General features: G+C 37.0%; 13 protein-coding genes. 5 read left to right on the top strand and 8 right to left on the bottom strand.

The features are described from left to right. The 4 genes from recN to dapA all read left to right on the top strand — a co-directional run bounded on the left by recN (position 1) and on the right by dapA (position 4512). Positions 1-1677, top strand: a complete 1677-nt coding sequence (gene recN / locus EO116_RS00180; RefSeq protein WP_127160128.1) for a DNA repair protein RecN — start codon at positions 1-3, stop codon at positions 1675-1677. 8 nt (positions 1678-1685) lie between these two features. After that, positions 1686-2480: a 4-hydroxy-tetrahydrodipicolinate reductase gene (gene dapB / locus EO116_RS00175; protein ID WP_127160127.1), complete on the top strand. Its 795-nt coding sequence runs from the start codon at positions 1686-1688 to the stop codon at positions 2478-2480. A 91-nt stretch (positions 2481-2571) separates the two neighbouring features. Further along, positions 2572-3603 carry an aspartate-semialdehyde dehydrogenase gene (locus EO116_RS00170; RefSeq protein WP_127160126.1) on the top strand — a complete coding sequence of 344 codons (1032 nt, stop codon included), beginning with the start codon at positions 2572-2574 and terminating at the stop codon, positions 3601-3603. 24 nt (positions 3604-3627) lie between these two features. Further along, the gene (gene dapA, locus EO116_RS00165) at positions 3628-4512 is read left to right on the top strand and encodes a 4-hydroxy-tetrahydrodipicolinate synthase (RefSeq protein WP_127160125.1); all 885 of its coding nucleotides are present in this window, start codon (positions 3628-3630) and stop codon (positions 4510-4512) included. A gap of 64 nt (positions 4513-4576) precedes the next feature. On the opposite strand, the gene lexA is transcribed toward dapA, so the two are convergent. Beyond that, positions 4577-5257: a transcriptional repressor LexA gene (gene lexA / locus EO116_RS00160; RefSeq protein WP_127160124.1), complete on the bottom strand. Its 681-nt coding sequence runs from the start codon at positions 5255-5257 to the stop codon at positions 4577-4579. 197 nt (positions 5258-5454) lie between these two features. Here lexA and EO116_RS00155 point away from each other — a divergent pair, with 197 nt between their 5' ends. After that, positions 5455-5772: a LysM peptidoglycan-binding domain-containing protein gene (locus EO116_RS00155; protein ID WP_127160123.1), complete on the top strand. Its 318-nt coding sequence runs from the start codon at positions 5455-5457 to the stop codon at positions 5770-5772. A 245-nt stretch (positions 5773-6017) separates the two neighbouring features. Here EO116_RS00155 and EO116_RS00150 read toward each other — a convergent pair whose 3' ends face one another. The 7 genes from EO116_RS00150 to dnaJ form a co-directional block, all read right to left on the bottom strand. After that, positions 6018-7013 (bottom strand): site-specific integrase, encoded by a 996-nt coding sequence (locus EO116_RS00150; RefSeq protein ID WP_127160122.1) that lies wholly within the window; start codon positions 7011-7013, stop codon positions 6018-6020. Positions 7014-7275: 262 nt separating this feature from the next. Next, positions 7276-8787 carry a beta-Ala-His dipeptidase gene (gene pepD / locus EO116_RS00145; protein ID WP_127160121.1) on the bottom strand — a complete coding sequence of 504 codons (1512 nt, stop codon included), beginning with the start codon at positions 8785-8787 and terminating at the stop codon, positions 7276-7278. Between the two features lie 14 nt (positions 8788-8801). Beyond that, positions 8802-9152 (bottom strand): histidine triad nucleotide-binding protein, encoded by a 351-nt coding sequence (locus tag EO116_RS00140; RefSeq protein WP_127160120.1) that lies wholly within the window; start codon positions 9150-9152, stop codon positions 8802-8804. A gap of 170 nt (positions 9153-9322) precedes the next feature. Then, positions 9323-10624, bottom strand: a complete 1302-nt coding sequence (gene mtaB / locus EO116_RS00135) for a tRNA (N(6)-L-threonylcarbamoyladenosine(37)-C(2))-methylthiotransferase MtaB (protein WP_127160119.1) — start codon at positions 10622-10624, stop codon at positions 9323-9325. A 7-nt stretch (positions 10625-10631) separates the two neighbouring features. After that, positions 10632-11372, bottom strand: coding sequence for a 16S rRNA (uracil(1498)-N(3))-methyltransferase (locus EO116_RS00130; protein WP_127160118.1), 741 nt, complete (start codon positions 11370-11372; stop codon positions 10632-10634). Between the two features lie 12 nt (positions 11373-11384). Next, positions 11385-12266: a 50S ribosomal protein L11 methyltransferase gene (locus EO116_RS00125; RefSeq protein WP_127160117.1), complete on the bottom strand. Its 882-nt coding sequence runs from the start codon at positions 12264-12266 to the stop codon at positions 11385-11387. 24 nt (positions 12267-12290) lie between these two features. Next, on the bottom strand, positions 12291-13463 hold the full coding sequence (gene dnaJ / locus EO116_RS00120) for a molecular chaperone DnaJ (protein ID WP_127160116.1): 1173 nt from the start codon (positions 13461-13463) through the stop codon (positions 12291-12293). Positions 13464-13465: the final 2 nt, after the last annotated feature.

Below are 13465 nucleotides of genomic sequence, written 5' to 3'. Positions count from 1 at the left end.
ATGCTAGTACGCATGGGGATTAAAAATTTTGCCCTCATCGAACATATGCAGTTAGAGTTTGCCAAGGGTATTACTATTTTTACTGGGGAAACAGGTTCAGGTAAGTCAATTTTGATGGATGCATTTTCCATTTTATTAGGGGAAAGAGCTAGTAATGAATTTATTCGTCATGAAAAGGACTCTTTTCTCATTGAAGGTGTTTTTGACATTGCCGGAGATACCGCATTACAAGAACTGTTACTAAATAAAAATATATTAGTAGAAGAAGACACTTTAATTTTATCTAGAACTTTTAATCGAAACGGTAAATCACAAATTTTAGCTAATGACCAAGTGATTCCATTGAAGGCTTTACGTGAAATCGGCACCTATTTAGCAGATATTCATGGTCAATATAGTAACCAACAGCTCTTATTATCGGAAACACATCATATCTATTTAGATACGTATAATGTTGATGCCACGAAGGCTTATGAAAATTACGTAACAGCCTATACTGACTATGCAAGTGCAAAGCGACAGTTAGAAACATTGCGTGAAGAGTCGGCACAAAGAATTCGTGAATTAGATATATTGAGGTTTCAGATTGATGAAATTGAAGAAGCCCAATTACAAACTAATGAAGATACGGCTGTATCTGAAGAGTTAGAAAGATTAGATAACTATGAGCATCTTCAATCTACAATTTCTTGTTGTTATGATGGTATCTATGGGGGCAGAACTCCCCTGATTGATGGTTTAAATAGTGTTACTAATGAAGTGACTGATCTTGTAAAATATGATAAAGACATGGAAGAAATAGCTGAGTTATTGCGATCCGCCTATTATCAATTAGAAGAGGCTGCACAAGCTTTAGATAGATACCGTGATTCCATCAACTATGACGAAGAGCGTTATTTTTACTTACAAGAGAGAGATACACTTATTTACAATTTAAAACGTAAATATGGAGATACCATTGAAAGTATTTTAGCCTTTGAAGAAGCTGCGCAAACTCGACTAGAGCTACTAGAGTCTGATGAAAGTGAAGAATCACAGCTAGTGGAACGTATGGAAACACTAAAGACACAAGCATTACAAGCGTTACAGACTCTTACACAGATCCGTCATGCTCATCATAAAGAAATTACCGATGCCTTACAGCGAAATTTAACTCAATTAGGTATGCCAAAGGCAAAGCTAGAATTTGTCATAGAAGGTACTGAAACTTTATCTCCATTAGGAGCTAGTCGCATAGAACTATTATTTTCTGCTAATACAGGGGAGGCATTGTTGCCGTTACATAAAGTTGCCTCTGGCGGTGAGTTAGCACGTATTGCCTTAGCTTTTAAAACAGTATTTAATAAAGCAACCCATAAGACCTTAGTGTTTGATGAAATTGATGTAGGCATTAGTGGTGATATAGCTTTACAAGTAGCTAAACAAATTCTTCAATTAAGTTCAGATAATCAGGTATTCTGTATTACACATCTACCACAAACAGCAAGTGTGGCAAAGCAACACTATCATTTACATAAGGTAGAAGAAGAAGGGCGAACTATTTCTAAGGTTACTATTCTTTCAGAAGATGAACATGTTACACAGATTGCCCGTATGATGTCAGGACAATCTTTCTCAGATACAGCCATAGATACAGCAAAAGAAATGATTCAATACTTTCAACAGGAATCATTCTAGGAGGAACAATGAAGGTTTTAGTAAATGGAGCAGCTGGTAAAATGGGCCGTGAGGTTCTAAAAGCTGTTCATAATGATACAGAGTTAACTTTAGTAGGCGGGGTGGATCCTAGTCACGGAGGAAAAGATGTTAGTGAATTTATCGGTACTAGCCCTTTAGATTGTAAAATATATAGTCGTTTAGAGGAAGGTATTGAAGCCGTACATCCAGATGTGATTGTGGACTTTACAACACCAGCTATTATTTTTGAAAATGCAAAACTTATGCTATCAAAAGGGATTCATGTTGTGATTGGTACAACTGGTCTTACAGAAGCACAACGTCAAGAATTAGATTCCATTGGTAGAGCACATAATGCAAATTGTTTGGTAGCTCCTAACTTCTCATTAGGTGCGGTGATGATGATGAAAACGGCAGCGGAACTAGCTCCGTATTTTCCAGATGTGGAGATTATTGAATTACATCATAATCATAAATACGACGCACCTTCTGGTACAGCTGTATTAACGGCTAAATTGGTTAATGAGGCAAAACAAGCTGCTAATGTAAAAGCTGCCGAGGATTTAACTCGTGAGAGTCTACCAGGTGCTCGTGGTGCTAAGGTAGATGATGTGACGATTCACAGCGTTCGGTTACCGGGTTATGTAGCACATCAAGAAGTTATTTTTGGTGGCTATGATGAAACATTAGTGATTCGTCATGATTCATTAAGCCGCTTGTCCTTTATGCCTGGAGTGGTATTAGCTTGTAAAAAAATCAAAGATTTTGCAGGATTAACGTATGGTTTAGAACATTATTTATAATTCTATATTCTATATAATTCTTGCTAAAGAAAAACTTAAATAGTATAATACATATAACTATACATTAAGTTATTAATATTAAGGAGTCACTATGAGAAAACCTCATTTAGCCATATTAGGTGCTACTGGTGCAGTAGGCCAAGAATTTATTACATTAATTGAAGAACGTAAATTTCCTTATGAAAGCATTAAACTCTTAGCTTCTGCTCGTTCTGCAGGTAAAGTTTTGACAGTAGATGGTAAAGATTATGTAGTGGAAGAAGCAACACCAGAATCTTTTGATGGTGTAGATATTGCTTTATTTGCAGGTGGTTCTATTTCTAAAACATTGGCTCCAGAAGCTGCTAAACGAGGTGCTATTGTTATCGATAATTCTAGTGCTTTCCGTATGGATCCAGAGGTTCCATTAGTAGTACCTGAAGTAAACCCAGAAGATATTGATACACATAAAGGAATTATTGCTAATCCTAACTGTTCCACTATCATCATGGCTTTAGGCTTAAAACCATTGCATGATTTATCCCCTATTAAACGTGTTGTTGTGAGCACATACCAAGCTGTATCTGGGGCTGGTAAAGAAGGCATTGAAGAATTAGATTCTCAAGTAGCTCAACATGTAGCAGGGGAAGAGATGGTAGCTAATTTATTACCTACAGGCTCTATGGACAAACATTATCCAATCGCTTTTAATTTAATTCCGCAAATCGATGTATTCATGGAAAATGGATACTCTAAGGAAGAAATGAAAATGGTATTGGAAACTCAAAAAATCTTCCATGATGATACCATTGCTGTAGTACCGACTACAGTACGTGTCCCAGTATATCGTTCTCATTCTGAATCTGTACTAGTAAAAACGGAATCACCCGTATCTGTAGAAGATTTTAAAGCTGCTTGCGAAAAATTTCCTGGTCTACGTGTGAATGATAACCCAGCAGCACAGGAATATCCAATGCCTTTATATACATCAAATCAAAATGATTGTGAAATCGGCCGCATTCGTAAAGATTTGTTTAATGACCATGCTATGAATTTCTGGATAGTAGGAGACCAAATTCGTAAGGGTGCTGCATTAAATGCATTACAAATTGCAGAATACTTGGTAGAACATCAATCTTTCTAATTATATATTTCAGGGGGTGCTAAGATGAAAACATTTGGAAATATCTTAACAGCAATGATCACTCCTTTTACTGACGATGGTCATATAAATTTTCAAGAAGCACTACGTCTAGCCGGATACTTGTTAGACAATGGTTCTGATGGCTTAATTGTATGTGGCACTACTGGTGAAGGTCCAAATATTGATGATCGTGATAAACTTGAGCTATTTACATTAATCGCTAAAGAGTATGGTCATCGTGCTACCATTATTGCGAATACAGGTAGTAATTCTACTAAAAAATCAATCGCTTTAACGAAAGCTGCTAGCCATACTGGTGTTCATGCGGTGATGGCTGTGGTGCCATATTATAATAAACCGAATCAAGAAGGTTGTTATTTGCACTTTAAGGCTATTGCAGACAGTACTGATTTGCCTGTTATGCTATATAATGTACCTGGACGTACTGGAGGCCGTATAGAGCCGAAAACGGTGGCAAGATTGGCAAAAGAATGTACTAATATTACATCTATTAAAGAAGCTACAGGAGATATCAAAATCATCCAACAGATTCGTGAATTGCTACCAAATAATGACTTTATGATTTATTCTGGTGATGATGCATTAACATTAGATGTGATACAAAATGGTGGAGTGGGCGTTATTTCTGTTTCCTCTCATATTGTAGGTAAAGAAATGCAAAAAATGATAGCTTTATTTAAAGAAGGTAAAGTAAAAGAAGCAAGAGCCATTGAACTTTCAATAGTACCTATTCTAAAAGCTATGTTTATTACCACAAATCCTATTCCTGTAAAGTATGCGATGAAACAATTAGGTTTCAGTACAGGGCCTTTATTATTGCCATTGTGTGATCCATCTGTAGAAGAAGCGCAGATCATCGATGCAGCTATAGAATCCTATAAACAATAAAAACACAAATAAAAAAAGATAGTAGTCTTATCAAAGACTGCTATCTTTTTCTTTATATCTTAGATTATATATGGTCACGAATGAGTCCAATTACTCGACCTTCAATTACACAATTTCGTGTGATGATAGGTTCAAACTCTTCATTTTCTGGCATTAAGCGGATATGGTCAGACTCTTTATAAAAACGCTTAACTGTGGCTTCATCATCGATACGAGCTACTACAATATCACCATTATTTGCTGTAGATTGATTACGCACTATTAGCAAGTCACCTTCATACATACCGATATCTCGCATGGACTCGCCACGAACACGTAATAAAAAGCATTCAGAGCTACCTAATAGAGCAGTAGGTAAGACGAATTCATCTTCACGGTTTTCAACAGCTGTTACAGGAAGACCTGCTTGTACAGTACCAATTAAAGGGACACGACGAAGGCCAGCCTCTAAAAAATTAAATTCAGGGCTTGACGTAACTTCGTGAGTTTCCTCATCCATTTCTAAAGCCGGCACATCAGGCATATTTACAACGGTAATAGAGCGATTCTTATTAGCATCACGAGTAATATAGCCAAATTTTTCTAATGTATTTAAATGACTTTGAACAGTAGAAGTGGAGCTTAACCCCATATGATCGCCAATTTCACGAACACTTGGGCAGCGATAGCGCTGTTGTAAACTTTCAATAATGAAATCTAATATTCTTTGTTGTTTGCTATTTATATCAGTTGCTGGACGTCTCAAGGGAATAACCTCTCATTCTACAGTATTATGGAACTTAATTTATATAAACCTATTATAAATTTAATATCGAAAATTGTCAAATATGCGTTCTAAAAAATTACACTTGACCGAACATTTGTATGTGTGTTAGAATATGAACATAAACAAACAGATGTACTATTTATTTTGTTCGATATTATTAGAGAGAGGTATAAATTATGAATAAATTATTTTCTATTTTACTAATGGTAGCTATGGTATTTGTAGTAGATGGTATGATAAATACTACAACATTAGAGATGGATACTCAAAATATTAAAGCCGTACAAGTAGACGCTGGAGACACCTTGTGGAGCATCTCTCAAAAGGCATTGGCACAAACTGAAGATATTGATATCCGTGAGTATATCGTAGCGATCGAAGAAATTAATCATTTACAACATGGTAAAGCATTACGTGCTGGAGAAACTTTAATGATTCCAACATTAAAAGAAAAAACTATGTTCGGTTTTATTACAGCTTGGGCAAATAATTAAATTATAGAATTCGTATGTTCGAGAAATTATGTAAGCATACATATTGAAATATAGAATAAAAAGACTGCATATCCTATGTATTATTCATGGAAATATGCAGTCTTATTTTATTTTGTCTTGTTTTGGTGTAAGAAATAAACCTTTTTAGTTTCTGTATTATATAGTGTATATATTATTATGTAGTTCCCCATATAGGCTCAGTATACATAACGCATTCAAGTTGTAGGTAGTTAATTAATATGGTACTATTTACGATTGAATATAGAGGATATAGGGTTATCTACAAATTTATTGGCTTCATTAATATAGCGACGAACCATATTGACACTATGATGTCGAGTTTGTTTCATAATATTTCGTTCTTCAACGCCATAATGGGCAGCTGTAGTAGCAAATCCATGACGTAGACTATGAGCTCCATATAAGGATGGATCTTCGCCAATAGCCGCCATATAGTATTTTACAATATCAGCAATACTTTTATCACTGATAGCAGTTTTGCGTACGCTCATACTTTTTGTAAATCCCCGAAAAATAGGACCTGTTGTAATAGGAACAAAACATAACCATGCTTTTACGGCTCTTACGGCGCATAATGCTTCATTATCTATATAGGGTATGGCTACAATAGCACCTTGGCCTTCTTGGTCGGCTTTTGAGCTTGATACGAAGATTTCTAGTCCTTGTGGCAAAAACTTTAAGGATTCTACGGTTAAGGCAGATAATTCGCTACGTCGAAAGGCTCCCATAAAGCCTAATAATAAAATAGCTTTATCACGTAGTTTTTGTATAGGTGCTATATCGCCAGTTTCCATATAGTCTACGATATCCATAAGATCATCCAGTAGTACAGGTGTTTTACCTTGCTGGTAAGTACCTAAGGACCGACGTATACCTCGCATCGCTTGTTTTACGATAGGAGCGCTACAAGGGTTACTTTCAATACCTGAGGCATTAAAATTTTCTGATAAAGCGCTAATACGACGTGATATGGTATTAGCCTTAGCATAATCGGCTAAATCATTGATATAATTGACGATGATTTCTGGTGAGCTTGGAAAATAAGATTCTTGTTTATGACGACACCAATCGACGAAATCCATCCAATCAGATTCGTAAGCATCCACAGTATTTTCTGCTTTAGATAATAGAATACTAGACTTAGCCTTGTCACTAAGCTTAGAGTTGTTCATGATCTCTTTATAATTGCGTAAGTAAAAGTGTGTGTTAGATTGACTCATAAGCGCCTCAAAAGTGCTATATAGAGGTATTGATACCTATATCGCTATTTTAAACCAAAAAATTACTTCCGATAATATATCGTTATCGGAAGTAATTATATCATATGCCAAAAAATATGGCAAATATGCTGTTTTTACCAATAGTTCATATACTTAGTAATAACCTTATATGAGTACATTATTATTTACCCACATAGGGATTCATAGTTTTTTTAACTCATGACTAGTATTACATATAGGATAAACTATAGCAAGGATTAAATTACAAGCTTTTTAAAAACTCTTTCAATACATTCCAAGTAGTAACAAAGCTATCTAATTCCATACGTTCTGTAGGTGCATGTAAGTCATAAATGTTTGGTCCAATGTTAATAGCATCAACAGGACCTTGTAAATTATCTAACATGTAGCCAACTTCAAGGCCTGCATGGATTACATTAAACTGTAGGTCTTTAGCACCTGTCACAGATTCATAAGCATGTTGATAAGCTTGTTGTAATGGGCTATCAAATGTTGGTAACCAACCTGGATATTGGTTCTCAAAGGTCGTCGTAGCACCATAAGTTTCTGCCAATTGTGCTAAGCCTTTATAATGAGTCTCCAAATTCTTCGTATCTGTACTGCGAACTTGCATTTTAAGATACACAGCACCATCCGCCATACCTAAGACACCAACATTATTAGAGTACCATACTTCATTCGGATTGTCAGGAGCATGCTGTAGTACACCTTGCTCGATACCTTGAATAAGGGCACACAGCTTTTGTACTGTGTCAGTACTAAAAGCACGTTCCATAGTAATAGCTTCAAGGTCTAATTCTACTAAATCTTCACGATCTACTTTAGGTACAACAGATAGAGAAATTGTCATATTTTCATTAGCCTTTGCATAGTGTACATTCCACTTGTCTTGTTCTTCTTGTAACAAAACTTGTACATACGGCACATCTTGTAAATGTAAATATACATCCGCATAGGCACGCAATGGAATCGCATTAGGCGCACTGCCACCGTTTACTTCTGTAATGCGAATGTTGTGCTCCCCCGTGATTCGTCCTAATACCTTAGATAAAATATAAATTGCATTACCACGACCTAAATGTATATCACAACCAGAATGACCACCTTGTAAGCCTTCGACAGTAATTCTGCGTTTTGTCATTTCATTATTTACTGATACTTGTGGAATAGGCAATGTTACAGTAGATCCATGACCACCAGCACTGCCGATTGTCACTTCATTCATACGTTCCCCATCCATATTGATGAGGCGTTTACCTTGTAAATGACTGTAATCCAATGTTTTCACACCATTGAAAGTAGTTTCTTCTTCTACGGTGAATACTACTTCTAACGGAGGATGTGGAATCGACGTAGATGCTAAGATAGCCATACCATAAGCCACGGCAAAGCCATCATCTGCCCCTAAGGTAGTTCCGTTGGCATGTAAGATACCATTCTCTACATGTAAAGAGATAGGACTATTAATAAAGTCATGCTCTACAGTCTCTAATTTCGTGCACACCATGTCCATATGACCTTGTAAGATCACCGGTTCATGAGACTCATAGCCCTCTGTGCCAGCTTTTTTTATGATTAGATTATAATGTTCATCTTGGAATACATCTAATCCTAGATTGATTGCCCAATCCTTAATATAGTTAGAAATAGCTTGCTCATGTCCAGACTTTCTAGGTATGTTAGCAATTTCTTGAAAGTAATGCAGAATATTATCTACATTATATTGATTCATAATAGTTTGTTCTATTGACACGTGTTCCTCCTAGATTAGTCAATATTTGGCCAACCTAATTCTTTACCACCCAATAAATGAGCATGTAAATGGAATACAGTTTGACCTGCTTTAGCGCCAGTGTTTAATGTTAAACGATATCCATCAGCAGCAAGACCTAATTCTTTTGCAACCAATTTAGCAAATGGTAAGATACCTTCTACATAGGCTTCATTGCTTTCATTTAAGTGAGCAATGTTAGATACATGGTTCTTAGGAATGATCAACACATGTACTGGAGCTACTGGAGCAATATCATGGAATGCTAAGAATTTGTCATTTTCTAATACAATTTTAGCTGGAATTTCTTTATTAATAATTTTACAAAATAAGCAATCTTCTTTCATGGGAATCCCCTTTCTCATTTGATGTATTGTACTTACATACTATAACACTTAATATATCAAATATTTTCTATATAGTCTATTATTTCTTTCTAATAATACCGATTGATTCACCTTCAGGTGTTTTCCAGCACGCCCCTCAGTTGGATCATTAGCCTCGTACTAAATTCCCCTTAAACCTCAACAAGAACCACATCACTATGTACTTCTGTGACGGTTCCACCTACAATATCCCCTACGTTAAATGCATGGTCTTGTTTAGGTATTTTACTATGTACGTATTCATTGGTTAAGCCATAATAGTAAAAGTCATCGCATTGTTCGATGAGAACCTTCACAGGTTGGTTAAGGAAACGGTTGGCATAGGCTTTAAAGCCTTCCTTCCCAAGTTGATTTAATAAGGCTACTCGTGTCTTTTTCACGGCTTCTGGAACTTGGTCTTCCATCTTAGCAGCTGGCGTACCTTCTCGAATAGAATATGGGAAGGCATGGATATGCGTAAAACCAACTTCTTTGACAGTGCGCATGGTTTCCTCAAATAATTCGTCTGTTTCCCCTGGGAATCCGGCGATAATATCTGTTGTAATGGATAGATTCGGAATGCGGCTACGTAAATACTTCACTAAATCTTTGTATTGTTGCAAATTATAGTGACGGTTCATCGCTTTTAACACTGGATCAGATCCTGCTTGTAATGGCAAATGTAGGTTAGGGCATACACGAGGGTTCGTTGCCATTAACTCGATTAATTCTTCCGATACTTCTACAGACTCAATAGAACCAAAGCGAATCCGTTCTAAGCCGTCAATGGTCAATAATTCACGCACAACACGGCCTAAGGTTGGTCGCTCAGGTAGTTCAATACCATAGTTACCGAGATGTATCCCTGTGAGTACTACTTCTTTATACCCATAGGCAACCAGGCGTTTTGCTTCTTCCATAATGTCTTCAATTTTTCTCGACTTTAATTTTCCTCGTGTATATGGAATGATACAGAAGGAACAGAAATTGTTACATCCTTCTTGTATCTTCATGAAAGCCCGACATTTTTCGATTTCATTGCCAAATAAAGGCATTTCTTCAAAGGTAGACTCTTCCATCACATTACGAACGATGGAAATCTGTTCTTCTGTGGATGGAATATTTTCTACTAATTCCACGATTTTATTCCGGTTTGCCGTACCGATGACAAGGTTAACCCCATCGATAGCAGAAATTACTTCTGGCGCCAATTGGGCATAACAGCCTGTGACTACAATAAAGGCTTCTGGATTACGGCGCTTTGCTTGTCGGATTAATTGGCGTGATTTTTTCTCTCCCATATTGGTTACAGAACAAGTATTAATCACGTAAATAGAGGCTTCTTCATCGAAACCAACAGGAGTATATCCTGCTTTTATAAATAAACCTTTCATGGCATCCGTATCATATTGATTGACACGACACCCTAAGGTAGTAAATGCAACTGTCTTCATGAGACTCCTAATCTAGTAATTCATATTGAATCATACTCACAGCACTTAAGACTGCTGTTTCAGCACGCAATATAGTGGATCCTAGGCTAACCTTATGGCCTCCACACGCTTCTAATAATTCCATTTCAGTAGGACTATAACCACCTTCTGGACCGATACATATTGCTATAGTATGGTATGATTGAGTTTGTAACTGTGTTTGTAAAATATCTTTGATCGTCTTGTCATCTTCTCGTTCATAGGCACCTAACAAGAGAACTCCCTCATCAGATTGTAAGGTTTGCAGTACCTCTGAAAGTGACTGTTCTACTGTTAATGTAGGTACATTAGGGCGACCACATTGTTGGCTTGCTTCTATGATAATTTTTTCCCATCTATTTTTCTTGGCGTTTAATTTTTTAGCATCATATTTAGCTACACAATGGACCGAAGATACACCATAGATGTGATGAACGTTTAATTCCGTAGCCTTTTGCAATAAAAACTCGAACTTATCGCCTTTCAAAAAGGATTGAATTAACACTACTTTCGTAGCTGATGTAGGCACGTCAATGGTACGTAATCGTTTCGCCATATATATATCTGATTCCTCAGATATTAGCATAAATTCACCTGTATGCCCTTCATGATTGCTCACAATAAAAGGTTCCTCTTTAGAATGGCGCAATACATGAAAGAGATGATGTGCTGTATCTGCAGATAACTGGATACTTTCATCTATAATGCCATCAATAAATATTTTTTTCATATACTTCCTATCTTATGCCAAGGCAAAGGTATGCCAAGGACCCTCTACCATTTCTTCCATAATAGTCCAGTGGTTAGTAATATACGGCATAATTTCATCATACCGATCGTCCACAATACCACTTATTATTAGTATACCATTATCGTGTAGTTTTTCCCTAATCATAGGCAATAAAATTTTTAGAGGATCTACTGTTAAATTCGCTAGTATAAGATGAGCTTTACCGTAAAAGTCATCGCTTAAATTGCCATGAATGATGGTTGCCTCAATACCATTATTTTCACAGTTTTTCTTAGCCTGTATAGCAGCCTCTTCTTCTAGGTCGATGCCCACTAGGTTAGGTATCCCTAAATGATAAGCTGCTAGTAATAAAATACCTGTGCCAGTACCAATATCTAGGCAAACCTGTTGGCTCAAATCTATGGGAATACGGTGTATGTATTTGTCTAATAAAGTGGCACAATTCCTAGTAGTTTCATGGTCCCCTGTGCCAAAAGATAGCTTTGTATCCATGGTCATGACCACATCTTGTTCTGTGGCGAGTGGATCTGTAGTGGTATCATAAGTTTGCCAAGCGGGACAAATCACCAAGTCTGGTAACAATCTCGTAGGCATAATATATTGTTGCCAACTATGATACCATTGCTCATCGTCTACAGTTTTACATTCCATATCTTCAAAAAAAATATTAGTATCTTGTAATACTGTTTCTATGATCTGTTTCCATTGCTTCTCATCTTTGTGTGCCTCTAAATAGATGGTCACACGACTTAAGTTGGGGTTATTTTCAATTGTTTCTTCTATGTATCCATTACTCTCTATATCATTAAAAATGGCAGCCATTTCATCAATGACTGCCACTTCTACAGTAATGGATATTTCTATCCATTTCATAGATGACTCCTTACTTACCAAGGTTTAATCTTGGCAAAATAACTGTTTCACCTTATCACTTAAATTTTCTAATATGCTTTTGTTTACTTTCAAAGTATTTACATCTTCTTTGTTTTCTGCAGCAAACTCAACTAATAATTGACGTTGCTTATCTGTCAATTTTTTAGGTGTTTCTACAGTGACAACTACATGTTGATCGCCACGTTGGCTTGGTTGACGTAAATAAGGAACACCTTGTCCTTTGATTCTGAAAGCAGTACCAGTTTGTGTACCTTCTGGGATCTTAAGTTCTACTTTTCCTTCTAATGTAGGAACTTGTATAGTAGCACCTAACGCAGCTTGTGAGAAAGAGATAGTTTGACGAAGTACAACATCGTTACCACTACGTTCAAACTCCTTATCTCTGGCTACAGAAATATACACATACAAATCGCCTTTAGGGCCACCTAATGTGCCTGGCTCACCTTCACCGGACACACGTAAGCGCGCTCCATCATCAACACCAGCAGGTATTTTGATTTCAATATCACGGCGTTTAATAGCTTGTCCTTGACCACGGCATACTTTACAAGGTTTTTCAATAATTTTACCTTGTCCACCACAGCGAGAGCATGTGCGAACTGTTTGCATACGACCAAATGGCGTATTTTGAATAACAGCCTCTTGTCCGGAACCATGACAGTTTGGACATGTTTCTACTTTAGAACCAGGCTCACCACCTGTGCCATGACAATGATCACACTCTTCATGGCGCTGTACATTGACTTTCATCGTTGTGCCAAATACAGCATCACGGAAGGAAATGCGTACGTCTTGGCGTAAATCGGCACCACGCTCTGGACCACGTTGACCACGGCCACCACCGCCGCCAAACATGTCAAAGATATTACCAAAAATATCATCAAAACCACCAGCACCACCGAAGCCGCCAAATCCACCGCCAAAGCCACCAGCGGAGTTACCTCCGCCGGCAGTAAAGGCATCATGACCATATTGATCATATTGTGCTTTTTTCGTATCATCAGACAATACTTCGTAGGCTTCATTTACTTCTTTAAAGTTCTTTTCTGCCTCTTCTGGATTGTCACGATTTACGTCTGGATGGTATTGACGTGCTTTCTTACGAAAGGCTTTCTTAATTTCATCTTGGGATGCATTTTTGTTGACGCCTAGGACGTCATAATAATCACGAGCCATTA

The sequence above is a fragment of the Veillonella sp. VA137 genome (genome assembly GCF_003992015.1).
Lineage (GTDB): Bacteria > Bacillota > Negativicutes > Veillonellales > Veillonellaceae > F0422.
The sequence above is the reverse complement of the archived record's forward strand: the minus strand, read 5'-3'. Positions and strand labels throughout refer to the sequence as shown.

Excerpts from the sequence above, each read along its gene's own strand:
- EO116_RS00125 (WP_127160117.1), bottom strand. The coding sequence starts at position 12,266 with ATGAAATGGATAGAAATATCCATTACTGTAGAAGTGGCAGTCATTGAT.
- EO116_RS00140 (WP_127160120.1), bottom strand. The coding sequence starts at position 9,152 with ATGAAAGAAGATTGCTTATTTTGTAAAATTATTAATAAAGAAATTCCA.
- dapA (WP_127160125.1), top strand. The coding sequence starts at position 3,628 with ATGAAAACATTTGGAAATATCTTAACAGCAATGATCACTCCTTTTACT.
- mtaB (WP_127160119.1), bottom strand. The coding sequence starts at position 10,624 with ATGAAGACAGTTGCATTTACTACCTTAGGGTGTCGTGTCAATCAATAT.
- EO116_RS00155 (WP_127160123.1), top strand. The coding sequence starts at position 5,455 with ATGAATAAATTATTTTCTATTTTACTAATGGTAGCTATGGTATTTGTA.
- dapB (WP_127160127.1), top strand. The coding sequence starts at position 1,686 with ATGAAGGTTTTAGTAAATGGAGCAGCTGGTAAAATGGGCCGTGAGGTT.
- EO116_RS00170 (WP_127160126.1), top strand. The coding sequence starts at position 2,572 with ATGAGAAAACCTCATTTAGCCATATTAGGTGCTACTGGTGCAGTAGGC.
- EO116_RS00130 (WP_127160118.1), bottom strand. The coding sequence starts at position 11,372 with ATGAAAAAAATATTTATTGATGGCATTATAGATGAAAGTATCCAGTTA.
- dnaJ (WP_127160116.1), bottom strand. The coding sequence starts at position 13,463 with ATGGCTCGTGATTATTATGACGTCCTAGGCGTCAACAAAAATGCATCC.
- EO116_RS00150 (WP_127160122.1), bottom strand. The coding sequence starts at position 7,013 with ATGAGTCAATCTAACACACACTTTTACTTACGCAATTATAAAGAGATC.
- recN (WP_127160128.1), top strand. The coding sequence starts at position 1 with ATGCTAGTACGCATGGGGATTAAAAATTTTGCCCTCATCGAACATATG.